The sequence below is a fragment of the Nocardiopsis salina YIM 90010 genome (genome assembly GCF_000341025.1).
In the GTDB taxonomy this organism is placed as follows: Bacteria; Actinomycetota; Actinomycetes; order Streptosporangiales; family Streptosporangiaceae; genus Nocardiopsis; species Nocardiopsis salina.
This window is the reverse complement of record NZ_ANBF01000176.1, coordinates 1-23,721: the sequence shown is the minus strand read 5'-3', so window position 1 is coordinate 23,721 and position 23,721 is coordinate 1. Positions and strand designations below refer to the sequence as shown.

Here is a 23,721-nt window from a genome sequence, read left to right as displayed (position 1 = left end):
CCGTGCGAGCCGGAGGCGGGGCCGGCGGCTCCGGACCCGGAGGTGGACTCCGAGGAGACCGTCCAGGTGGACCGTGCCTCGGTGCCCGGACTGAGCGCACCGGTCCCCCCGCCCGAACCGCAGGAGAAGACGGAAAGAGGCCCGGCGGGCACGCGTGAGACGCAGGGGCCTCCGGCATCCGCGCCGTCCGCACCGTCGGGACCGCAGGGGCCGTCGGGGCCGCAGCGCCCCGCGACCGGTCCTGCCGCGTCCGGTCCGCCGCAGGCTCCGGGAACAGAACGGACGGGAGTCGCCCAGGGGGACCAGGGCCACCCGGCCCCGCAGAACGCTCGGGTCCCCCGGGGTGTACAGCCGCCGCCGGGGTCCCCGGGCGGTCAGCGGCCTCAGGGCCCTTCCGCGCCCTCGGGGCCGCAGCGTCCCGTGCCCGGGCCGCCTGCCTCCTCCGGGCCGCAGCCCTCGCACGCCGGACCCGGGTACCCGGCCCCGGCCGCTCCACCGCACGGAGCCCAGCGCCCGCAGGCGCCGGCAGAGGGCCGGAGCCCCCAGGCCCCCCGAGGTCCGGCGGGCCCGCAGGCCCCGTCTGCTCCTTCGGGGCCCCAGCGTCCTCCGTCCGGTCCCCAGCACCCCCAGGCCGCGCCCGGGTACCCGCCGAACACGAACACCGGACCGCAGCCGCCCCACCTCGGTCACCAGCACCCGCCCGCGGGTCCGGAGAACCCGGGGACCGGTCCGCAAACGCGCCCCGGACCGCCGTCGGGGCCGCAGAGCCCGTACGGGCCGCCGTCGGGTCCCCAGGGTGCGTTCGGTGCTCCGCCGGCGGCGCAGAGTCCGCAGAACCCGCCGTCGGGCCCGCAGACCCCCTACGGTCCCCCGTCCGGACCGCAGTATCCCCAGAACCCGTACGCGCCGGGTCCGGCGGCTCCACCGCCGTCCGCACCGAGGGGACGGGCGCCCGGTGCGCCTGCCCAGGATGCGGTGGTCGAGGCCTTCCTGTCCGGTGGTCCGGCCTCGCCCGCCCCTCACCGTCCGCCGCCCTCCGGCCCGGATCAGGGACCGCCCGGCTGGGACCGGCGCGCGCCCGCCCCGCCGCCGGCAGCGGCCCCACCGCCCCCGGTGCCGCCTCCGCAGGCACCTCCGGAGCACGCCAAGCCCTCCCACCTGACCGGGGCCTGGACCAACGAGGACGACGGCCGGTATCCGGAACCCTTGACGGGCCACGCCGGAGAACACGACGCGGTCGGCACGGGCACGACCGAGGCTCCCGAACCGGGGGACACACACGACAGCGACGATCCTGACGGCGGGCGAACGGAGGCGCCGCCGGCCGACGCAGGCTCGACGACCGCGGTGTCGGCCGCCGAGTGCGCACCGGAGGCGCCGACGGCCGAGCCCTCTGTGCCCACGGCTCCGGAACCCGAACGGGACGGTCCCGAGGCGTGGGGTGCGTTCGGCCCGCCACCGCCGTACACCCGGACCGAGCCGGGCGCGTCGCCCGAGCCCGCAGCCCCGTCCCCGGAACCCCGGGTGGCGCCGGAGGAGACACCGGCAGCGGTGCCTGAGCCACCCGTGTCTGCCGAAGGTCCGGCCGAGGCGGAGGTTCGACCGGTGTCGGCCGCCCCGGTGTTCGGAGGGGAGCTCCACACACCCCTGCCCGGCGGGTTGGAGGAACGCATCGCCGCGGTTCCGCCGGTCCCCGACGTCGTATGGAAGCGTGCGCTGTTCCGGGCCACGCGGGGGCGCCTCAACCTCGGTGCATGACCCGTGCCGAACGAGGATCGGACGAAAAGAAGGGGGACGCGCCGGCCTCCCCTTTGCCGACGCGTCCCCGGGCGCCCCGGGGCGCCCCTCTCCGGAGGGCTCACGGGCCGCCNNCCGCCCGCCGATCCTCTCCCCTCACGGGAACGGCGGCCGGCTCGACCGTCCGGTGCGGGGTCCCGCTCCCCTCGTTGCGGGCCCGCGCGCCGCACCGGACGGCGTCTGTGGATCAGGTGCCTGCGAGGATGTCGAGCAGGGTCACCGCCTCCCGGTGTGTGGCGGGCAGGGACACTTCGCACACCGACGCACCCGCGTCGCGGCACGGGCCCGTGCGCAGGGCCGACAGCTCCGCGGTCAGCGTCGGTGCAGCGGGTACGAGGGCGGCGGCGCGGCCGCGCGAGAGCACGCACACCGACTCGCCGCGGGTGAAGAAGCGGCCGAGCTCGTGCCCGAGCACGATCAGCCGGGCGGTCCGCCGCCACGGGTCCAGCCCGGCGGCGAGCGAGACCACGAGCAGGCGGTGGCGTGCGGCCGCGGGTTCGGCCTCCTCGGGGCAGCGGTAGAGCTCGGCCAATCGGGTGCGCAGGTAGGCGGCGTTGGCCAGGCCGGTGAGCGGGTCCTGGCACGTGTCGTCGCCGCGGCCCGCGTCGGCCCACCCCTCGGCCGTGGCGCTGAGGAGTTCCAGGGGAGGGGTGTCCCACCCGGCGACGTCGGTGAAAGCGGCCAGGTCGGTCAGGCTCTGCCCCACGCCGATGCCGCCGCGGGCCCGGGCGGAGCCGAGGCGGGCGCACGGTCCGGTCAGGTCCCGGCCGTCGTCGTGCGCGGCGCACACCGCGTCCACGGCGGGGGTCCACCAGTCCTCCGGCGGGTCCCAGCCCCGGGCGCGACTGCGGCGCCCCCACGGAGCGCGCAGATCCAGGGCACGGGTCCCGGTGTCCACGTCTGTCTCGCCCACGTCAGTTCCCCCAGGTCGTTCGGTATCCTCGGAGGCCCCGTCGAGGTCCTCCGTCACACGACTTACGGAGATCGGTGGCGGCTATGACGCGGATGCGGGATATTTTTCCGAGAAGGTTGTGCACGGGCCCCCTCGCCCTGTGCCGACCGCCCGTCCCCCGGTCTGTGGAGGGCTCCCCCGAAGAAAGGACGTTGGGTGACCGACGCCCGAGGCAACGACACAGAGACGCTCGTCGGTGACGCTGAGCTGATCGCTCAGGTACGCGACGGAGACACCGGGGCCTACGCGGTTCTGTACGAACGGCATTCGGCCGCAGGGCGCGGACTGGCCCGACAGCTCCTGCGGGGCGACGCCGAGGTCGATGACGCCGTGGCCGAGGCCTTCACCCGTGTGCTCAGCGTGATCCAGCGCGGCGGCGGCCCCACCGACGCGTTCCGCCCCTACCTGCTCACCGCCGTGCGCAACGCGGCCCACGATCGCGGGCGCGGCGACAAGCGACAGGTGGCGACCGAGGACATGGAGAGCGTCGCCCCGGGCCAGCCCTTCGTGGATCCGGCTCTGGAGGGCCTGGAACGCTCCCTGATCGCGCGAGCGTTCCTGTCGCTGCCCGAACGCTGGCAGGCGGTGCTGTGGCACACCGAGATCGAGGGGGCAAAACCGGCGGAGGTCGGTCCGCTGCTCGGCATGAAGGCCAACAGTGTCGCCGCGCTCGCCTACCGGGCCCGTGAGGGGCTGCGCCAGGCCTACCTCCAGATGCACCTGGCCGGCGGCGCGGCACCTCAGGAGTGCCGTCCCACCATCGACTTGCTCGGTGCGTACGTGCGCGGGGGCCTGGCCAAGCGCGAGAGCGGCCGGGTCGACTCCCATATGGACGGCTGCGGGCACTGCCGCGAGGTCTACGCCGAGCTCATGGACGTCAACGTCGGTCTGCGCGGGATCGTGCTGCCGCTGTTCGCCGGCTCCGGAGCCGCCGGATACCTGGCGGCCGGTCCGGGCGCGGTCGGCGGTGCGGGCTGGAACCGCATGTCCAAGGGCCAGCAGCAGGCCTCGGCAGGGNGGTGGCCCTGGCCCTGGTCAGCGCCGACGAGCCGGTCACCCAGGACACACCCCCGGCCGCGGCGCCCGAGGACTCGCCCGCCGAGGACGAACCGCCGGCGCCGGACACCCCTGACGATCCGGACACCCCGGACGCCCCGCCGGAGGACGACGAGGAACCCGATCCGGACGACCCGGAGGACCCCGACGACCCGGACGAGGAGCCCGAGCCCGAGGAGGCCGTGCTGCCCGCCGACGTCCCGGAGGAGGACATCCCGGTCGACGACGAGTTCCCGGCCTTCGCCGCCGGCGTCGACCCCGTGGGGTCCCTGCTCCCGGGTTCCGACGGGATCATGGTGCTGGACGTGCGCAACATCGGACAGGCCACCGCCGACGATGTGACCGCCGACTTCACGCTCCCGTCCGGAGTGACCCTGGTGGAGGCCGGAGGCGCGGGCAGTGCCCTTCCGGCCTCGTCGGGCACGGGCGACTGGAGCTGCTCGTCCGGGGGCGGCGGTGAGGGCACGTGCGTGCTCTCCGGGCTCGGCGAGGGGGAGAACGCCACCCAGTTCCTGGACGTGCGCGTGGACGAGGGTGCGCAGACCGACGTTCCCGGGTCGGTCACCGTCAGCTCGGGTGAGGTGAGTGTGGCCGTCGACGGCGAACGCGGCGTGGCCACCGAGGGTGTGGCCGCGCGCTACGCCGCCGCCGGGCAGGTCAGCTCCGAGGCGGTGGGCAACACCCTGATGACCTGTGTGGAACCGAAGAAACCCGAGAAGCCCGAGCCCTGGTGGCCGTGGCCGCTGCACGGGTGGAGCCACCCCGGTGTCCCGCCGTCGGAGGACCCCGAGACGCCGGAGGACCCCGAGGCCGCCGAACCTCCGGCCGGGGACACCGAGCCCGTGCCCGAGGGCAGCGGGGACCTCAGCCGGGCCCCCGCCGACCCCGGTGAGGGGGAACAGGGCGGTACGGACCCGGAGCAGGAGCCCGGCGCCGAGCTGCCCGGGCTCCCCGACACACCCGAGCTCCCGGACCTGCCCGAGCCCGGTGACGGTTCCGGCCCCGAGGAACCGGACCCCGGCGACGGCGACCCCTCCGTGCCCGAGGGGGAGGAACCGCCCGAGAACGCTCCCGAGGCGCCCGACGCCCCGGACGCCCCTGACGCCCCTGAGGCACCCGATGCCCCGGAGGTCCCGGAGGAGGACACCGACCCGGACGCCGGGCACCCCGGGCCCTGCGCCGAGGCCCGTGAGCGCGGCGGCGAACACCGGGACAACGACCACTTCGAGATGGAGCCGCTCGACCGCGACCACGACCCCACGACGGAGGCGTCCAGCTCCGCGCAGTGGGAGATGCCCGAGGGGGGTTCCGTGCTCTGGGCCGGGCTCTACTTCTCCGGCGCGGGAGAGCCGTCCGACCCCACCGCCCGGGTGAAGGGCCCCGGAATGGCCTCGTACACGACGGTCCCGGCGGCCGAGCACGAGACCGCCCAGCTGCCCGGGTACGGGGCCTACCAGGCCTTCGCGGACGTGACCCCGATGGTCGCCGAGCACGGCGCGGGCGAGTGGTGGGTCGCCGACGTCCCGCACCTGGAGGGCACGGGTGTGCACGCCGGATGGAGCCTGGTCGTGGTGCTCGAGGACCCCACGGTCGATGAGCACAGCCAGACGATGGTCATGGACGACACGGTGTCGGTCTTCCAGGGGTCCTCCGAAGCACACTTCCCGGTCTCGGGCCTGCTGCCCGGGTCGGTTCCGGGGGACCTGAACGTGGTGGCCTGGGAGGGCGACGCCGACCTCGGCGGGGACCAGGTCACTGTCGGCGGCACCCCGTTGGCCCCGACCGGCGGCCACCACGGCAGTGCGCAGAACGCCTTCGTCTCGTCGTCGCGCGGTGCGATCGGCGACCCCTTCACCTTCGGGACGGACGTGGTGCGATTCGCCCCCGTGGTCGGGCGGGATACGGATATCCGAATCCAGTCGGACCAGGACGCGGTCCTGGTGGGTGTGATCGCGCTGGACGCCCCCATGCGTCGTTGATCCGGGTGCCGAGGTCAGGGGCGGGTTCCGGTCCGGGATCGGCCCTCTCGCAGCACACCCCCGAAAAGCAATCCGAGGGTAGTTGGACCGTAACTGTGTGTATTAAGAAGGGGCACGCAAAAGCATACAGAGTTGGCTAGGCTGAGCCCCGGTCATGGAGATGACCCTCATACGAAAGGGAAGGGGGCGGTGTCGTGGACCGCTGCGCGTTGTTCGTCGACGCGGGATACCTTCTCGCGGACGGCGCGATGGCCGTGCACGGAACCCGGAATCGGGGCTCCGTCTCCTGGGACTACGCCGGACTCGTCCAGTTCCTCAACGAGGTGGCCCGCGACCGCACCGGTCTGCCGCTGCTGCGTTGCTACTGGTACGAGGCGGTCGCCGACGAGCGGCGGTCCCAGGAGCAGGACGGCATCGCGGACATCCCCGGTATCAAGTTCCGGGGAGCCAGGATCAGACCCGGGCGCCGTGAGGGCGTGGAGAGTTACGTCCAGCGCGACCTGACCACCCTCGCACGGACCGGGGTCCTGTGCGACGCCGTGCTGGTAAGCGGGGACGAGGACATGTCCTCCGTGGTCGCCGACGTCCAGGACATGGGCGTCCGTGTCACCGTCGTGCACATCTCCGTGGAGGGGAACTGGACCATCTCCCGGGCTCTGCGCCGGGAGTGCGACGACCTCATCGAGATCGGCGCCGGCCACCTCCGCCCGCACGTCGAGCTCCTCGACGGCGGGGCCGCGTCCCAGGAGGAGGCGGCCAAGACCACCGACGCATTCTCCACCGGCCGCCGGGCCGCCCCCGTCCCCGAAGCCCCCCACCAGGTCGGCGGCCCCTCCGGCGGTGAGCGGGCCGAGCCGGCCACACCTTCCACCGGGGGGCTCGAGGCCATGTTCGCCGGCACCGGCGGAACCCCGGCACCCCAGGGCAGCGCGATGGACCAACTGCGCGCCATGCGACGCTCCATCGCCGAGCAGCGCGGCGGCGACCACCTCGCCGGGCCCGCGGAGGGCCGGCCCTCGGGCGGGATCGACGCCAACGGGTTCCCGTCCGGACGGCAGATGCCGGTCGCCGGGACGGGCGCCTACCCCGGCGCCTCGCACCCCGACGCAGGCCACTCCCAGCAGCACCAGGCACCCCAACAGCACCAACAGCACCAGGGTCCGCCTCAGCCCCAGGCACCCCAGCAGCACCAGCAGCAGGGGCCTCCGCAGCACCAGATGCAGCAGGGCCACCCCCCGCACCCCGCTCCACCGGGGCAGGCCCCGGCCGGTGCCCAGCCCGGGTACGCCTCCACCGGCGGGCAGCCCTCGATGCAGGGCGGCGGCCCCAACGGCTACGGTGCTCCCGCCGGTCCGCCCCACGGTCGTCCGATGACCGGGCCGCAGCCGCCCTACCAGCAGGGCACCGGCCCCCAGCCCTCGTTCGCCGCGGGGACAGGACCCCAGCCGTCCTTCTCGGGCGAGGTACAGGCCGGGCACGCGCCACCGCCCAGAGACGCCCCACCGCCGCCGCAGGATCCGCGGTTCGGCACCGGGGAGAACCCCGGTTACGGGGGTGCGGCCGACCCAAACCCTACCTATGGGACCAGTACGGCAACTGAGGCCGCCCACGGCGGCGGGCCCACCCCACCGAACGGGGTGAGGCCACCGACTGGTCCCGAACACGACGCCGGTTTCGGCCCTCCCGTTCACCAGGAATCCGGGTCCGCTCCCGGATATCCCCAACACGGGAGGGCCGCCGCGCATACCGTTGATGATGCGGTGCACGTCGCGCACGAGGAAGGAAGCGGATTCGCGGAGTCGATCGCGCGCGAGGCGCCCGCCCTGTGGGTCGAGGCCGTCCTCGCCCGCAGGCCCCGGATGCCCTCCGACCTGGAGGCACGTCTGCTCCAGGGGTCAGCACTGCCGGTCGACCACCTGTTGCGCGACGAGGTCCGGGAAGGACTGCGTCAGGGGTTCTGGCAGGCACTGGAACGTGCCAGGCCCTGACCCCGGTGTGTGTGGAGCGCGAGGAGGGCATGGGGGCGATGCGGGTGACCCACGTGACGACGGCCGAGCTCGACCGTTTGGAGTTCGACGCCGTCCGGTCCGGTGAGCACGGCAGGGTCGCCGCGCAACTGCACGACCTCGCCAACCGCGCCGACGCCGGCAGCGAGATCACCCGCGCCGAGCTCTTCGTGCGCGCGGGAGAGCAGTGGGAGATCGCCCAGGAGTACGAACGCGCTTGTGCGGCCTACCAGCGTGCCATCGACGACGGCGGGCGCACCGTCATCGATCCGCGCGCCCTGTGCGCCGGAGCGCTCCTGCAGATGGACGAGACCGAGCGCGCCCACTCCCACCTGCAGCGGCTCGAGAAGGACGAGCTCGACGGGTTGCCCACCTACCTGCACATCGCCGAGGTGCTCTACGCCCACGGCGACCTCGAAGGCGCCGAGTGGTGGGCCACATCGGGCGCGCGCGGTCGGCACAGCGGCGGGGACGACCTCTTCGAGGAACTGCTGCGCATCAGGTTCCGGATCCGTTCTGATCTCGGGTTGGCCGAGGACGACCTCGACCGATCGATCTGAGCTCTGCTGCCGCTTCCCGCGCCGTCGGTCCCGGGCACCGCTGCCTTTCGCGCCGCCGCACGTCCGGTCGGGTGCGCCGATCAGGTGCGCGCGGTCTGATTGAATGGGGCGCCCTTCCCCGCAGTCCTGCGTCCCTGGTGTCCGCTGCCCGTGTCCCGGTGTGTGAGATGTGCCGTGCAGGCCGGCGACACGCGATCATCTTGCGGTGTTCCAAGCCCTCCTCCCCCAGATGTAGTATCTGAACCGCCGATGGTTCACCCCTCGTGGGTGAGGCAAGAGGGAACCCGGTGAGAGTCCGGGACTGCCCCGCAGCGGTGAACGGGAACGAAGGCCGTCACAGGCACTGGGTCCGTACGGACCCGGGAAGCGACGGTTGTGTAGGGCGCCCGTGAGTCCGAAGACCTGCCACCGGTGCACGCGTGCGACGCGTGCGACGCTGGGGGCTTCGAGGGCGAGCTCACCGCGAACACACCGGTCCCCACGACCGCTGCGCCCGCGTGCGCACAGGTCTGGCCGGCGTGTGCGCGCTTTCTCCTCGTCGGTCCCCGCAGGGACACCGATACGAGGTTGGAGCCGCTCTATGACCCTTGATGCCCAGGTCGCGCCCGAGGCCGCCGGGACGGCCGCGCCCCCCGCGGCCGTCGACCGGATCGAGAGCGTCGTGGCCGAGGCCTGTGAGCGGTTGACGGGCGCCTCCGCCGACCGGGTGCTCGCCGAGGCCCGCCGCGGCTTCTTCCCGGGCATCTCCGACGACGAGGTCGAGCTCGCGCTGGTCATGGCCGCCCGCAGCTTCGTCGAGGCCGACCCCGACTACTCCTTCGTCGCGGCCCGCCTGCTGCTGGACAAGCTCCGCCGCGAGGCCCTGACCCACGTCGCCGATGCTCCCGACGCCGCCGGCCAGAGCGAGATGGCCGTGCGCTACCAGAGCTACCTCGCCGCGTACGTGCGCAAGGGCATCGCGCTGGGCCAGCTCGACCCGGAGCTCGCCCGGTTCGACCTCGACCGCCTCGGCGCCGCCCTGCACGCCGACCGCGACGAGCAGTTCACCTTCCTCGGCCTGCAGACCCTGTACGACCGTTACTTCCTGCACGACGACGGTGTGCGCTACGAGCTCCCGCAGGCCTTCTTCATGCGGGTCGCGATGGGGCTGGCCCTGAACGAGGAGGACCGCGACGCGCGTGCGATCGAGTTCTACGAGCTGCTGTCCTCGTTCGACTTCATGGCCTCCACCCCGACCCTGTTCAACTCCGGGACCTCGCGCGCCCAGCTGTCGTCGTGCTTCCTGACCACGGTCGGCGACGACCTGGGCGACATCTTCCACGGCATCAGCAACAACGCGAAGCTGTCGAAGTACTCGGGCGGCCTCGGCAACGACTGGACCCCCGTGCGCGGCCTCGGCTCGCACATCCGCGGCACCAACGGCAAGAGCCAGGGTGTGGTGCCCTTCCTCAAGATCGCCAACGACACGGCCGTGGCGGTCAACCAGGGAGGGCGCCGCAAGGGTGCGGTGTGCGCGTACCTGGAGACGTGGCACATCGACGTCGAGGAGTTCCTCGACCTGCGCAAGAACACCGGTGACGACCGGCGCCGTACGCACGACATGAACACCGCGAACTGGGTTCCGGACCTGTTCATGCGCCGTGTCGAGGAGGGCGGCGAGTGGACCCTGTTCTCCCCGGACGAGGTCCCCGAGCTGCACGACACCTACGGCCCGGCCTTCACCGAGGCCTACGAGCGCTACGAGGCCGAGGCCGACGCCGGGCGCCTCCGCGTCCACAAGCGGGTGCCGGCCGTGGACCTGTGGCGTCGCATGCTGACCATGCTGTTCGAGACCGGCCACCCGTGGATCACGTTCAAGGACCCCTCGAACCTGCGCTCGCCCCAGCAGCACGCGGGTGTGGTGCACTCCTCCAACCTGTGCACCGAGATCACGCTCAACACGAGCTCCGACGAGGTCGCGGTCTGCAACCTGGGTTCGGTCAACCTCGCCCAGCACGTGGGCCCCGACGGGATCGACCGGGAGCGTCTGCGCCGCACCGTGCGCACCGCCGTGCGGATGCTCGACAACGTCATCGACGTGAACTTCTACACGATCCCCGAGGCCGAGCGCGCGAACATGCGCCATCGCCCGGTCGGGCTGGGGCTCATGGGGTTCCAGGACGCACTGTTCCGTCTGCGCCTGCCGTTCTCCTCGCAGGGCGCTGTGGACTTCGCCGACCGGAGCATGGAGCTCATCAGCTACCACGCGATCGAGGCCTCCTCCGAGCTGGCCGGTGAGCGCGGCCCCTACGAGAGCTTCGACGGGTCGCTGTGGAGCAAGGGTGTGCTGCCCATCGACTCCCTGGAGCTGTTGGACCGGGCGCGCGGCGGCGGTCTCGACGTGGACCGCGAAACGACCCTGGACTGGGACACGTTGCGCGAGCAGGTGCGCGAGCGCGGCATGCGCAACTCCAACGTCATGGCGATCGCACCGACCGCGACCATCGCCAACATCACCGGCGTCAGCCAGTCGATCGAGCCCGTCTACCGGAACCTGTTCGTGAAGTCGAACATGTCCGGCGACTTCACGGTCGTCAACGAGTACCTGGTGCGTGACCTGCGCGACCGGGGCCTCTGGGACGAGGACATGGTCTCCGCGCTGAAGCTGCACGACGGCAGCCTCGGCGGGATCGACCGAGTGCCCGACGACCTCAAGGCCCTGTACGCGACCGCGTTCGAGGTCGACCCGGACTGGTTGGTGGACGCCGCGGCCCGCCGCCAGAAGTGGATCGACCAGGGCCAGTCGCTGAACCTGTACATGGCAGGCCCGAGCGGCCGCAAGCTGGACAACCTGTACCGCCGTGCCTGGCGTTCGGGGCTCAAGACCACGTATTACCTGCGTTCCCAGAGCGCCACCCACGTTGAGAAGAGCACCATCAAGGGCACCGACGGCCGCCTCAATGCGGTCTCGGCCACGCCCGAGGCCGCCGCTGCGCCCGCGGCCGCACCGTCGCCGAGCCCGTCCCCGGCGCCTTCCCCGTCCCCGAGCCCGTCGCCGCGGCCCGCCCCGGCGCCGGCCGAGGAAGGGTTCGAGGTCGACGAGGACCAGGCCTGCTCGATCGACGACCCCGAGTGCGAGGCCTGCCAGTGACGGCCGGCCCGTCGCACGCCGCCCCGCAGACCCCACGCAAGGATCGGAACACCACCGCATGAGCACAACGAACACGGTCGACGCCGGCACCGGCCTCGGTGAGATCGAGAGCGGCGCCGAGCGCGTCGACGTCGGCGACAAGTCGATGATCAACGCCCGGGCCGACGTCAACCAGCTCCTCCCGCTCAAGTACACGTGGGCCTGGGACAAGTACCTGGCCGGCTGCAACAACCACTGGATGCCGACCGAGGTCGCCATGCAGGCCGACATCGCGCTGTGGCGGTCCGCGGACGGCCTCACCGAGGACGAGCGCCTCATGCTCAAGCGCAACCTGGGTTTCTTCGCCACGGCGGAGTCCCTGGTCGCCAACAACATCGTCCTGGCGGTCTACCGGCAGCTCACCAACCCCGAGTGCCGCCAGTACCTGCTGCGGCAGGCGTTCGAGGAGGCCGTGCACACGCACACCTTCCAGTACATCTGCGAGAGCCTCGGCCTGGACGAGGGCGAGCTCTTCAACATGTACCGCGAGGTCCCCTCGATCACGGCCAAGGACTCCTGGGCCCTGAAGTACACGCAGAACCTGGAGGACCCCGACTTCTCCACGGGCACCCCCGAGGCCGACCAGGCGTTCCTGCGCGACCTCATCGCGTTCTACGTGATCTTCGAGGGCATGTGGTTCTACACCGGGTTCGCGCAGATCCTGTCGCTGGGCCGCCGCAACAAGATGGTGGGCATCGCCGAGCAGTACCAGTACATCCTGCGGGACGAGTCGATCCACCTGAACTTCGGTATCGACGTGATCAACCAGATCAAGATCGAGAACCCGCACCTGTGGGGGGAGGAGTTCCAGGCCGAGGTCCGCCAGATGCTGGTGGAGGCCTGTGAGCTGGAGATCGCCTACGGCCGCGAGACCATGCCGCGCGGCATCCTCGGCCTCAACGCCGAGCTGTGCGAGACCTACATGCGCTTCATCACCGACCGCCGGGCCGAACAGATCGGCCTGGCGCCGATCTTCGGGCAGACGGAGAACCCGTTCCCGTGGATGTCGGAGGTCATGGACCTGCAGAAGGAGAAGAACTTCTTCGAGACCCGTGTCATCGAGTACCAGACCGGTGGCGGCCTGGACTGGGACTGACCTTGGGCGCTCGGTGAGCTCCCGGGGTTTCCAGGGGCGTCGAGGACCGGTTTCTCCCCGGAGCGGCCCTCGACGCCCCTTCGGTGTGTCCGGGTCGGCCGGTGCGGGCCGCCCCGCCGGCTTCAGCTGCCGGAGTTGCCGCCCCAGGTGAGGGTGACCTTGAAGGTCGCCTCGCCGTTGCCCTTGATGATCACGGCGTCGGCCTCGGCGCTCACGCTGAGCCCGAACTCCACCTCCGCGCCGGAGGGGCCGCCGGAGATCTGGGAGAACCCGTTGATCTGCTCGGAAACGGCCTCGGCGACCTTGCGAATTCGCAGGAGGACGTCGTCGAGCTGCTTTTGCCCGGTGGCGGCCCCGGGCTGTTTTCCCACGTTGTGCGCCCCTTGCCGGCGCGGTTGTGCGGGTTCGATCTTGACGGTGGTTCCGTCGTCGGTGACGAAGTCGATCGCATTGTTCACCGGGGCACCTCTGGTGTGGTTTTATCGCGGACTTCCGTAATTGTCCTGTTGGAACGTAAAATGGTCGAATGTGCCGTCAAGCGTCGGTCGTCGCTCAGAGGAGAACGTGGGTCAACTGGACATGGCAACGCTGGAGGGCGAGACGTTGAACTGGGCCGACGGACGCCGGGCCGACACCTGGCGCAAGTCCCGCCGTTCCCCCGACAAGGGGGACTGCTGGGAGGCCCGCCTCAGTCGGAACGCACACGCGCACGTGCGCGACTCGCAGAACCCGTCCGGCGCGGAGCTCGGTTTCCCGTTCGACGAGTGGGTCCGCCTGCTGGCGGCGCTGCCGCGTCCGACCTCACCGGGAGACCGGTAGGAAGTCCGCGTCGAGCCGCACGACCCCGTCCATGCCCCGCACGTAACGGTGCTCGGGGCCGTATCCGGCCACGAACTCGCTCCGCAGCCGGGCCCACTCCTCGCCGACCTCCTCGCCGAGGGCGCGTCGGCTGATGAGCAGGTTGCGCCGGGCGATGAGGGTGAACAGGTGGTCGGGGCCCAGCCCGGTCTCGCAGGTGGCCAGGGCCGCGGTGTCGCGTTCCAGGGCCTCCTGCAGCCGGCCCAGGCCGAACAGGTCGTTGCCCAGGTTGATCTCCACCGGCGCCAGCGGGCCCTGCTCCCGGGGGAGCAGCCGCGAGAGGCGGTCCAGGGCGATCCGGTCCAGCTCCAGCGCCTCCTCGAACCGCCCGACCGCACGCAGCACGATCGCGGCGTTGACCCGGGTGATCCACGGGACGGTGTGGGTCTGCTCGTAGTGGGTGTCGACCGTCCGCAGCAGCCTCTCGGTCAGTAGCTCGGCCTGCTCCATCTGCTTGGTGAAGGCCAGGTTCACCGCGTGGATGTTGTAGACGAACACCTCGGTGCGGTTGCGCAGCTGATCGCGCAGGTAGTGGGAGTCGGCGACCTCCTGGGAGAGCTCCAGGGCCACCTCGTGGTCGCCCATGCGCCGACGGAGGACCGACTGGAACAGGGGGACGTCGACCGCGTGCGAGCTGTCCTCGGCCTCCTCCGCGGCAAAGCGCTCCAGGCAGTCGTCCAGCATCGTGGCGGCCTCGTTCATCCGGCCCAGGCCCATCAGGTCGATGCCCAGCGCCTGCTGCGAACGCAGGGTCGGGATGCCGTTCGCCCCGAACAGGTGGCGGCGCCGGAGCACGTTGGCCTCGTCGATCTCCAGGGCCTCGGCGAACCGGAAGACCAGGCGCAGTGCCCCGCCGAGGTCGTGCGCGGCCACCAGGGCGTTGTCGTCCTCCTCGGTGTAGAGCTCGACCACCCGCTCGCGGATGGCGCGGAACTCCTCCATCGCGTCCTCGAACTCGCCCAGCTGGGCCAGGGCGATGGCGCGGGCGCGCCGGGCGTCCAGGACCTCCTCGCTGTCCTCACCGTCGAGCTCCCGGCGTTCGGAGAAGATCCGATCGGACTCCTCCAGGGCGAGGGAGTACCGGTCCTGCAGGCGCAGGGAGTTGTTGCGCAGCAGCTCCATCTCGAACCGCTGCGCGGGGTCGTCGTACCAGGAGCTGATCGCCGAGTCGACGAGCCTCTGCGCCATGACCGGGTTGTTGGTCTCCAGCAGGTACACCGCGATGTTGCGCACCAGGTTGCGTACCTGCACGTCACGGCTGCGCCAGGCCTGCGACTCGACGGCGTGGGCGTAGTAGATCTGGTACTCGGGCCAGTTCTGCGGGTTCTCCGGGCCCAGCGGGTCGCTCTGTGCGAGCAGCCGATGGGCGAGGTCGCGCAGGCGCACGCGCTCGTCGTCGGCCAGTTTGTTCCGTACGACCGCCTGGAAGCTCCCGTGGAACTGGAAGGTGTAGTTGCGGCGGTCGAGTTCGACGAGGCTGTGTCGGCTCATGTACCGAAGCACCTTGTTCAGGGTCCGGTCGTCGCCGAGGATCCTGGACAGTGCCCGGTTGTCGCTGATGCCGCGGGCGCGGTGGAACAGCGTGCGCTTGAGCGGGCGCGGCGCGAAGAACGAGCACAGTTGGATGAACTCGCGGACCAGCTGCTTGAGATCCCGGTCGCGTTCGTTGCCGCGGCTCAGGTTTTCCAACTGCACGTTCCAGGCGGCGGCGAGGGGCTTGCCGCCGTGCATGCCCTCGCCGAACTCGCTCACCTCGCCCACGAGCGCGTCGAAACCGTGCTCGAGCTGTTCGAGGAACTCCTCCGGGCTGATGAGCGAGTCGCGCAGGTAGGCGCCCATCTGGGCCAGAGCGAGGGGGAAGTACTCGAGCTTCTCGGCGATGCGCAGGGTGAGGACGTCGTCCTCCAGGCCCTGGGGGCAGACCCGGCGCAGCAGGGTGACGCTCTCCTCCGGCGTGAGCGCGAGCACGGTGTCGCCGTCGCTGAGGCCCTCCTGCAGCCAGCTCTGCTCACGGGAGGTGATGAGGATGTCGCCGCCGCGCCCGGTGGGCAGGCCCTGCTGCCGCAGGAGCGTGAGGTCCTCGACGTCGTCGAAGATCAGGAGCCAGTAGCCGACGTCGTCCCGGAACTGCAGCGCCTCGTGGACGCGCTCGACCGTGCGCTCGTAGTTGCCGAGGTCGCCGGGGATGCCGAGGAAGCGCGCCAGGTTCAGGTAGGCCTGCTGGACGTCGGCGTCGTTGTTGGCGGAGAACCACCAGATGAGGTCGTACTCGTCGCGGTGCTGGTGCGCGTACTGGATCGCGATCTGGGTCTTGCCGATACCGCCGCCGCCCGTGAGCAGGTAGAGCCCGTTGTAGACCTCGGGGGAGTCGAACGAGGCCCTGATGTGCTCCAGGTACCTGTTGCGGCCGGTGAAGTGCCGGTTGTGCTGCGGGAGACCGCGCAGCTGGGCCGAGCTGCGGCGGCGCCTGCGGCGGAAGCCTCCGGTGCTCGTGCTGGTGGGTTCCGAGCCGACGGACTCCGGGTCGAGGGGGTCGTGGGTGCTCACGTGGGGGGTCTGCTCCTCTCGGGGGGACGGTGGTCCCGCGGGTTCGGGCGCGGCCTCTGGTGGGGCCTCGGGAGATGTCGGCCTGTCGATCCCGAGGGCGTCCGCGATCCGCGCGGCGAAACGACGGTACTCGCCGGGCATCTGGCGCAGGGCGGGCAGGACAGCCCGGCCCAGGCCCTCCTCGCTCTCGGGCAGGGCGATCTCGGGGGGTGCACCGGTCTCCAGGCGCGACAGCCACTCGTAGACCTGCGCGGTGTCCTTGAACTCGATGCCGAGGGCGAAGAAGACCGACCGCATGGTGCTGAGGTCCCCGAGACGGCCGAGGAGCTGTTGGCGCACCCCGGGCAGGAACTCCAGCGCCGCGGCGGCGGGGTCGTGGAGGTCGCCGGCCGGGCGCGTGGGGTCCAGGAGGCCGCTGCCCAGCACCTCGGCGATCTCGGTCCGACGGGTGCGTTCCTCGCCCGGATCGCGGGGGATGCCCTGGTGGAGCATGTGGGCCACCGGCAGGTTGACGGGTGCCTGTGCGAGGCGTTGGGCGAGCATTCTTGCGCCCAGCGAGGCGTGAGTGAGGAAGTGCTCGACGGGGTCGGGCACGAGGGTGGGGTCGTCGCTCCGGCTGCCGTCCACGGGCAGGGCCCACACGTCGGCCTCCCACCCGGCGGCGGGGGAGGGCAGCGAGTGCTCCTCCGGCGGGTTCTCGGGCGACAGGACGGGCAGGGCGGTGGAGCCCTCGGGCAGGCCGGCGTCGTCGTCGGGGTGCGCGGGGGACCAGGCGGCGGGGTCGTTGGTGCGTGCCCCGGTCAGGCGCATGGGGGACGGGTGGACCGGCCCCCGGTGCCACGTGGAACGGTCGAGCAGGTGCACGACGTGCAGGGGCAGCTGGTTGTTGAGCTCCGCGAGCCAGGAGCGGAAGTGGGGCTGGCGCCAGCCCCGGTCCTGGGCGTCGGTCACCACGAGGCCGGCGGTGGCCCCGGCGGGCAGGGGTGCGTCCAGGGGCCAGGGGTGGACGCCCCCGCCCTCACCGTCGTCGTGCGCGCGGCCCAGCGGGGTGGGAGCGAAGTTGCGCACCGCGGTCCCTGAGGCCTGTGCCTCGCGCAGCAGTTCCGCGACCTCGTCCTCGTGCACACACATCAGGGGTGAGGCGTCGAGGAGGATCACCAGGTGTGAGGGGTCGCTGGTGAGGCCGCTGAGGGTGAGGGCAGGAATGTGCGTGTTCTGGGGTGTCATGTCGTATTTTGCCCCCGTCGTTCCTTTTCAAGGGCTCCTGGAAATCGGTACCCCGTCCTCGGACTTTCCGACGCACGAGTCTGCCGTCGATTCTGCCACCCGCGCGCGCTCGGGCGAAGAGCTCACCGAACGCGTTTCCGGGAAACCCCGAAGGCATGTGCCTGCCGGGGGAAATGCGCTCACCGGAAACCGGGTGCATTCCGGAACAGCACGTCGCCGTGTTCGTCGTGCACCACCACGATGCCGTGCTCCTTCAACTTCGCCCGCTCCCGCAGCAGCGCCGGCAGGGACAGTACGTGCTGCCGGTCGTCGGGCCGCGTGGGGAGCAGCTCGCCGAGCAGGAGTGTCAGCTCCCGGCGCGGGCCGCGCAGCACCGTCGGTACCCCCGCCTCGAGCACGGCGTCGTACACGCTGTGGATGTCCGCCCGGTCGGTCTCGACCGCGCAGACCGTCACCCCGGTGTCCGTGAGCTCGGCGCGGACCTCCTCACCGACCCGGTCCCACGTGGTGAGCAGTGTGTCGGGTGTCAGCAGGGGGTCCCCGTGCTGGCGGACCGTGCGCTGCCGCCACGGGCGCTCGCGCGCGGGCGCCGGCCGGGGCGGGCGCACCCGCTCTCGCACGTGGTAGACCAGCTCGTACTCCTCGGCCAGGGTGGGTGCACCCGGACGGTCGCCGGGGTGGCCCGTCACCGATCCCAGGTCCAGCCCGAGCAGCCGTTTGGGCAGGAGGAAGCTCAACCGCGGTGAGTCCCGCTCGGGGACGAGCCCGTTGCGGGTCCCTGCGCGGTGTACGAGATCCCCCACCCGGTCGGGGATCTGGTAACGCTTGACCAGCAGCGTCTCCTGCTCCCGGTGGTCGTATCCCTGCCCCGAGCGGTGGGCGATGCCGTGGGAGAGCTTGTAACCGCCCGTCACCGGTTCCACGTCGAAGAGCACGATCGTGCCGGGCGTGCCGGGGCGGTCGCCGGAAGCCGGGTCCTCCGGGGCGGGGCCCCTCTCGGAGGGCGTGTCCGGTTCCGGGGGCGGCCCCGCGGCGCGCCGGTCCACTTCGGCGTCGAGGATCTGCTCCCACGCGTCGCCGAGGTGCTCGCGGGCCTCCTCGGTCAACCACCGCTGGGCAGCCTCCGGCACCACCCCTCGGGTCCGTCGCAGTTCCCGAAGGGCGTGGTGCACCCACACCAGCCGGAGCGGGGGCGCGTCACCGGTCGGGACGAGGGTCCACACGCCCATCAGCACGTCCCACGCGGTGGGGTTCGTGCCGATGCGTTCGCGGGTGCGCCGGTACTCCTCGTCGTCGAGCATGTGCCGGTGCGGGAGGGTGCGGCCGGGTACCGAGTCGAGGTAGTCGTGCAGGCGCTCGTAGACGACCTCGCCGGCCCGGGCCTCGTCCCGCATGCGCCGGACCGGGAGCGATCCGGAGCCGGATGCCCGCTGCTCTCCGTCGGGCATGTGGTCCGTGGTGATGAGGAAGACCGTGCCGTTGGGTCGGTCGCGGTCGAACGCGTCGAAGTTGTTCTGTTGGACGAGCCCGACGAGGTCGCCCGAACCGGTGGTCACACCGCACCCGCTGTAACCGGCGGTGACCAGCTCCCTCTCGCCCTGGGGCGCGGCGGCGCGGTGGCTGGCCCGGGTGGGGCCGAACCGCCCCTTGTACTCCATCGAGGTGTTCTGGGCCCACCCGTGGGGGTAACCGACCGCGTGCAGGAGCTCGTCCCGTTCCAACCGGGCGGTGTCGGCCATGTCGGGGAACTCGGTGTCGGGGAACCCGGGCGAGGTCAGCCACAGCACGGCCAGGTCGATCCCGTGGCCGGTGGGGGACCACACCTGGGTCCCGACCGAGGCCTCCCACACGGTGCCGTTCGCCTCCTGCAGCAGGATCCGGGCGTCGGCGCCGGGGTGCTCGGGGGTGTCCTCGTGCAGCCCCAGCGCCATGTTGACCACGTGGGCGCAGGTCACGAAGAAGCGCGGGGACAGGTGTACGGCGCCTCCCACGGGGTGGTCGTCGGCGCCGAGCACACGCAGTTGCCAGGCGGGTTCACTCAGGGGAGCGCGGCGGGGGGTTCCGGTCACGGTGACGGCCTCTTCCACGCCTCAGGCCTGGGGGTCCCGGTCGGCCTCCGGGTCGTAGTTGCGCATCGTCATCGAGTTGCACTTGGAGCACAGCCTGCGTGCCGAACCGGGTGACGCGGGTTGCCAGTCGTGTTCTCCCCGAGGGCAGATCCCCGAAGGGCCGATACTGCGGCCGGTGGCTGCGGGCTGAGCGTCCATGCCGTCACCGTAGTCCGCGGCGGCCCCGAGCAACAGTCCGTTCCCGGATTCGGGCGGCCGGGAGCACGGGCGTCCGACCGTCGAGTGGAATCGCCCACATGCGGTACCGTCCCGGGCGCTCCGTATGTCCGATCGGACGAACACCGGCGCACGCAGGTGGCCCACTGCACAATCGCCCCTGGTCAAGGACTCGACCGGGTATCGAAGCGGTGATGTTCCACGAACGACACGTTGTGTCCGGACGAACGAAAGGACATGATCTCGGTCATTGCCCGTCAACCGCGCGTAGGGAGCCTCCGACCACGCGCCTGATCATGTGGGGAGATGCCGGTTGAACTCCGACTCCTTGCTGGAACCGGTCGTGGCTTTCACGATCTATCTCGGCCTGATGGTCGTCATGGCCGTCTACTTCTACAACAAGACGAAGTCGCAGTCGGACTTCGTGCTGGGCGGCCGCAAGCTGGGCAGTTTCGTGACCGCTCTCAGCGCCAACGCGAGTGACTTCAGCGGCTGGCTGCTGTTGGGCCTGCCCGGTGCGATCTACGCGTCCGGTTTCGGCGAGGCCTGGATCGCGGTGGGTCTGGCCTGCGGTTTCCTGGGCAGCTGGGTCCTCCTCGCACCGCGCCTGCGCGTCTACACCCACCGGGTCACCGACTTCCTCACCGGCGGCGAGTCCAACTCCCTGACGCTGTCGTCCTTCCTGGAGAACCGTTTCGCCGACCGCACCCGCCTGCTGCGCGCGGTGTCGGCGATCATCATCATCGTCTTCTACTTCTTCTACGTGGCTTCGGGCATGACGGCGATGATGGCCCTCTTCGACCAGGTCTTCGGCCTGGGGCCGGTTCCCGCCGTACTGATCGGGCTCGGGTTCGTCGTGGCCTACACCGTCATCGGGGGGTTCCTGGCGGTCTCGGTCACCGACACCGTGCAGGCCGTCCTCATGTGGGTCGCACTGCTGGCCGTTCCGGTGGTCGCGATCAGCGTTCTCGGCGGCCTCGGTGAGGTGCGCGACGGGGTGGCGGCGAGCAGCGAGTCCCTGCTGACGGCGTTCGGCGGCGCGAGCCTCGACACCGAGACCGGAACCTGGGAGCCCACCGGTGCCCTGGGCTGGGTCGTCATCGTGTCCGGCCTGGCCTGGGCCTTCGGCTACTTCGGGCAGCCGCACATCCTGGCCCGGTACATGGGCATCCGCTCGGTCAAGCAGATCCCGATGGCCGCGACCGTCAGTGTCACCTGGGCCGTCACCGCCATGGCGCTGGCCGTGCTCGTCGGCTACGTCGGCATCGCGTACTTCGAGACGCCGCTGAACGACCCCGAACAGGTCTTCCCCGCCCTCATCGGCGCCCTCATGAACCCCTGGGTGGCCGGTTTCCTCATGGCCGCGATCCTGGCCGCCGTGATGAGCACCGCCGACTCGCAGCTGCTGGTGGCCTCCTCCGCCATCACCGAGGACGGCTACCGGGCGTTCGTCAACAAGCACGCCTCCCCGACGCAGCTCATGTGGATGAGCCGGGCCACCGTCGTGGTCGTGGCGGTCGTTGCAGCCCTGGTCGCGCTGTTCGGCGACCAGTCGGTCATGGACCTGGTCGGCTACGCCTGGGCCGGGTTCGGTGCCGGGTTCGGCCCGGTGCTGCTCATGGCGGTGTTCTGGCGCCGCATGACCTGGGCGGGCGCGTTGGCCGGCATGGTCTCCGGTGCGGCCATGGCCGTGGTCTGGGACATCTTCGACGAGAACGTCCTGGGGCTGGGCCTGTACGCGATGATCCCGGCTGTGGCGCTGAGCTTCCTGTGCATCGTCGTCCTCAACCCGCTGGGCAAGGTCACCCCGCAGATGGAGAGCGACTTCGAGGCCATGGAGCACGAGATCAAGCACGGCGAGCCCCCGGTCCGCCGGGAGCCCGCCGGCGAGGCCTGATCCGGCCCGTGCGAGCCAGAGGGGCCCGTGTCCGCGAAACCCGGACACGGGCCCCACGTGCATTTCTGGCGCCCGTGGCCCCGTACCGGTAGAACGGGTGCATGTCGTCACAGACGGAACACCCTGCCGTGTGGACCCGTACCGACGTTCCCGAGGGCCTGGGCCTGGGGACGCTCACGCCCAGACCCGACGGGTACGGGCTGGAGGCGGGCGAGACCGTCGTCGAGGACGGCGAGGCCTTCTCCACCCGGTTCGGTGTCGACACCGATCTGGCGTGGGTGACCCGGCGCGTGCGCGTGGAGGTGCTCTCCGCGCACGGGACCTCCCGGCTCGATCTCACGGCACGCGACGGGAGTTGGACGCTCGGCGACGGCACCCCGCTGCCCGAGCTGTTGGGCTGCTTCGACGTCGACGTCGCAGCCACCCCGCTCACCAACACCCTGCCGATCCGCCGCCTGGGCCTGCGTCCCGGGGAGCACCGCGACATCGCGGTCGCGTGGGTGCACGTCCCGTCTCTGACCGTCCAGCGGGTGCGGCAGAGGTACCTGCGCAACGGGTCCTCCGGCGGCCTGGACCACTACACCTACTCCGACCCCGAGCACGGCCGGTACCGGCTGTCCGTGGACAACCACGGCCTGGTCGTGGACTACGAGGGCCTGGCACGCAGGCTCCGGCGGCCGTAGGAGTTCCCGCCACCGGAGCCGGGCTCAGCGCCGAGACCNNGAGCCGGGCGGGCATCGCCCGTGGTGGCCGCCACCACGGGCGGACGGGGTACACGAGGGGCGTGCGAACCTGGATAATCGGCGGGCACGAGCACCACACCGACGGGGGGAACGCCGTGACCGACACCCAGTTGAGCCCGGAGCGCCGCGAGATCATCCGCGACCTCGACGTGGCCGCCACCTTCGACGCCGGTGTCGAGGTCCAGCGCCGTGCGGGGTTCCTCGCCGAACGGCTCATCACCACCGGCACGACCGCCCTCGTCCTCGGCATCAGCGGGGGTGTGGACTCCCTGGCAACCGGACGCCTGTGCCGCCTGGCGGTCGACCGTGTGCGCGAGCAGGGACACCACGCCCAGTACGTGGCGATGCGCCTGCCCTACGGCGTACAGAAGGACGAGAAGGACGCCACCCGGGCCGTGGAGTTCACCGAGCCCGACCGTGTCCTGACGGTGGATGTCGCCCCCGCCAGTGATGCCATGTCCGAGTCCGTGCGCGCCGCCGGCATGATGTTCGACGGCGACGTCTCCGAGGACTTCGTGTTCGGCAATGTCAAGGCGCGCCAGCGCATGATCGCCCAGTACACGGTCGCGGGCGGGCTCCGAGGACTCGTCGTGGGCACCGACCATGCCGCCGAGGCCGTCACCGGGTTCTTCACCAAGTACGGCGACGGCGGGGTCGACATCGTCCCGTTGACCGGCCTGACCAAGCGTCGGGTGCGCGCCCTGGCCTCCTCGCTCGGTGCCCCGGCCGACCTCGTCGACAAGACCCCCACGGCCGACCTGGAGTCCCTCGCCCCACAGCGCCCCGACGAGGAGGCGCTCGGCCTCACCTACGACCAGATCGACGACTTCCTCGAGGGACTGCCGGTGTCGGAGGACGCCGAGCGCACCCTCGTGGCGCGCTACCGGGCCACCGCACACAAGCGTGCCGTTCCGACCGCCCCCTCGGCCCCCTGATCAGCGTTTCCGGCTCCGGTGGTGGTGCACGCACCACCGCCGGGGGTCGGGTCGTCCGCACGGAGAGCGGGGTGCGGGGCCCATCGCGGGCACGTGCCGGGTGCGCCTAAGGTCGTATCCGAACACGCGTCGGGCACACGGACGTGCCTCCCCCGCGACGCATCACCGCCGGTGCGCCCTTGACGTACCGCGACCCCCTGCAGCCGAACGGCCGAGCACCCCTTCCCCTCGGGCACGAGTGTGTCCACAGGGTGTGGACGGGCGGCGACGAAGGAGCGATCGATGGCCGTGACCACACCGACGACAGCTGCGACACCAGCGCCGACACCGGCGGTCACCGACCGGGACCGATTCCTCGACGCGATCCGGCTGCTCGTCATGGTGCTCGTCGTCGCCCAGCACTGGTGGCTTCCGGTGCTGGCCGTGGAGGAGGGCACCGGGGTCCTGGACACCGGGAGCGTGATCGCCAGCGAGGGCGGTTTCGCGCTCACGTGGGTCTCCCAGGTCATGCCGCTGATCTTCTTCGTCGGGGGCGCGGCCAACCTCATCAGCTGGCGGGCAGCCTCACGCCGGGGCACGCCCGTTTCCACCTGGTACGCGAAGCGGTTGCGGCG

General features: G+C 71.5%; 14 protein-coding genes, 3 pseudogenes and 1 riboswitch. Of the genes and pseudogenes, 12 read left to right on the top strand and 5 right to left on the bottom strand.

The genetic code is table 11. The features are described from left to right. Positions 1 to 1,113 precede the first annotated feature (1,113 nt). Positions 1,114 to 1,758, top strand: a complete 645-nt coding sequence (locus D474_RS32990; RefSeq protein WP_152476942.1) for a hypothetical protein — start codon at positions 1,114 to 1,116, stop codon at positions 1,756 to 1,758. A gap of 226 nt (positions 1,759 to 1,984) precedes the next feature. On the opposite strand, the gene D474_RS0119850 is transcribed toward D474_RS32990, so the two are convergent. Then, complete coding sequence (locus D474_RS0119850) at positions 1,985 to 2,710, bottom strand: hypothetical protein (RefSeq protein WP_017615253.1); 726 nt, start codon at positions 2,708 to 2,710, stop codon at positions 1,985 to 1,987. A gap of 195 nt (positions 2,711 to 2,905) precedes the next feature. Between D474_RS0119850 and D474_RS34445 the strand changes: the two are divergent. From D474_RS34445 to D474_RS0119825, 6 genes and pseudogenes are all read left to right on the top strand, one after another. Continuing rightward, positions 2,906 to 3,553: pseudogene (locus D474_RS34445) on the top strand (RNA polymerase sigma factor); the annotation flags it as partial. Between the two features lie 215 nt (positions 3,554 to 3,768). Continuing rightward, positions 3,769 to 5,784 (top strand): hypothetical protein, encoded by a 2,016-nt coding sequence (locus D474_RS34440; protein WP_017615251.1) that lies wholly within the window; start codon positions 3,769 to 3,771, stop codon positions 5,782 to 5,784. A 194-nt stretch (positions 5,785 to 5,978) separates the two neighbouring features. Then, positions 5,979 to 7,772, top strand: a complete 1,794-nt coding sequence (locus tag D474_RS0119840) for an NYN domain-containing protein (RefSeq protein ID WP_017615250.1) — start codon at positions 5,979 to 5,981, stop codon at positions 7,770 to 7,772. A 29-nt stretch (positions 7,773 to 7,801) separates the two neighbouring features. Beyond that, the gene (locus tag D474_RS0119835) at positions 7,802 to 8,350 is read left to right on the top strand and encodes a hypothetical protein (protein ID WP_026118646.1); all 549 of its coding nucleotides are present in this window, start codon (positions 7,802 to 7,804) and stop codon (positions 8,348 to 8,350) included. 233 nt (positions 8,351 to 8,583) lie between these two features. Further along, a riboswitch (cobalamin riboswitch) is annotated at positions 8,584 to 8,774 on the top strand. Positions 8,775 to 8,930: 156 nt separating this feature from the next. Then, complete coding sequence (locus tag D474_RS0119830; protein WP_017615248.1) at positions 8,931 to 11,480, top strand: ribonucleoside-diphosphate reductase subunit alpha; 2,550 nt, start codon at positions 8,931 to 8,933, stop codon at positions 11,478 to 11,480. 55 nt (positions 11,481 to 11,535) lie between these two features. After that, a pseudogene (locus D474_RS0119825) lies at positions 11,536 to 12,615 on the top strand (ribonucleotide-diphosphate reductase subunit beta); the annotation flags it as partial. A 122-nt stretch (positions 12,616 to 12,737) separates the two neighbouring features. Here D474_RS0119825 and D474_RS0119820 read toward each other — a convergent pair. Beyond that, positions 12,738 to 13,073, bottom strand: a complete 336-nt coding sequence (locus D474_RS0119820) for a CU044_2847 family protein (RefSeq protein WP_017615246.1) — start codon at positions 13,071 to 13,073, stop codon at positions 12,738 to 12,740. A 106-nt stretch (positions 13,074 to 13,179) separates the two neighbouring features. On the opposite strand from D474_RS0119820, the gene D474_RS0119815 reads away from it, so the two are divergent. Next, the gene (locus tag D474_RS0119815; protein ID WP_017615245.1) at positions 13,180 to 13,434 is read left to right on the top strand and encodes a DUF397 domain-containing protein; all 255 of its coding nucleotides are present in this window, start codon (positions 13,180 to 13,182) and stop codon (positions 13,432 to 13,434) included. On the opposite strand, the gene fxsT is transcribed toward D474_RS0119815, so the two are convergent. The 3 genes from fxsT to D474_RS32820 form a co-directional block, all read right to left on the bottom strand. Next, positions 13,417 to 17,247, bottom strand: coding sequence for an FxSxx-COOH system tetratricopeptide repeat protein (fxsT, locus tag D474_RS0119810; protein WP_017615244.1), 3,831 nt, complete (start codon positions 17,245 to 17,247; stop codon positions 13,417 to 13,419). The two genes, D474_RS0119815 and fxsT, sit on opposite strands and share 18 nt — an antisense overlap. 179 nt (positions 17,248 to 17,426) lie before the next feature. Further along, on the bottom strand, positions 17,427 to 19,316 hold the full coding sequence (locus D474_RS0119805; RefSeq protein ID WP_026118644.1) for a trypsin-like peptidase domain-containing protein: 1,890 nt from the start codon (positions 19,314 to 19,316) through the stop codon (positions 17,427 to 17,429). 21 nt (positions 19,317 to 19,337) lie between these two features. Next, a complete protein-coding gene (locus tag D474_RS32820) occupies positions 19,338 to 19,514 on the bottom strand; it encodes a hypothetical protein (RefSeq protein ID WP_193374031.1) in 177 nt (58 codons plus the stop codon). Between the two features lie 331 nt (positions 19,515 to 19,845). Here D474_RS32820 and putP point away from each other — a divergent pair, with 331 nt between their 5' ends. From putP to D474_RS29400, 4 genes and pseudogenes are all read left to right on the top strand, one after another. Continuing rightward, positions 19,846 to 21,429, top strand: coding sequence for a sodium/proline symporter PutP (gene putP, locus D474_RS0119795; protein WP_017615242.1), 1,584 nt, complete (start codon positions 19,846 to 19,848; stop codon positions 21,427 to 21,429). Between the two features lie 101 nt (positions 21,430 to 21,530). After that, on the top strand, positions 21,531 to 22,112 hold the full coding sequence (locus tag D474_RS0119790; RefSeq protein ID WP_026118643.1) for a putative glycolipid-binding domain-containing protein: 582 nt from the start codon (positions 21,531 to 21,533) through the stop codon (positions 22,110 to 22,112). A gap of 155 nt (positions 22,113 to 22,267) precedes the next feature. After that, positions 22,268 to 23,107, top strand: a complete 840-nt coding sequence (nadE, locus tag D474_RS0119785) for an ammonia-dependent NAD(+) synthetase (protein WP_026118642.1) — start codon at positions 22,268 to 22,270, stop codon at positions 23,105 to 23,107. Positions 23,108 to 23,389: 282 nt separating this feature from the next. After that, positions 23,390 to 23,721: pseudogene (locus tag D474_RS29400) on the top strand (acyltransferase family protein); the annotation flags it as partial.

Excerpts from the sequence above, each read along its gene's own strand:
- D474_RS0119790 (WP_026118643.1), top strand. The coding sequence starts at position 21,531 with ATGTCGTCACAGACGGAACACCCTGCCGTGTGGACCCGTACCGACGTT.
- D474_RS0119835 (WP_026118646.1), top strand. The coding sequence starts at position 7,802 with ATGGGGGCGATGCGGGTGACCCACGTGACGACGGCCGAGCTCGACCGT.
- D474_RS32820 (WP_193374031.1), bottom strand. The coding sequence starts at position 19,514 with ATGGACGCTCAGCCCGCAGCCACCGGCCGCAGTATCGGCCCTTCGGGG.
- fxsT (WP_017615244.1), bottom strand. The coding sequence starts at position 17,247 with ATGACACCCCAGAACACGCACATTCCTGCCCTCACCCTCAGCGGCCTC.
- D474_RS0119830 (WP_017615248.1), top strand. The coding sequence starts at position 8,931 with ATGACCCTTGATGCCCAGGTCGCGCCCGAGGCCGCCGGGACGGCCGCG.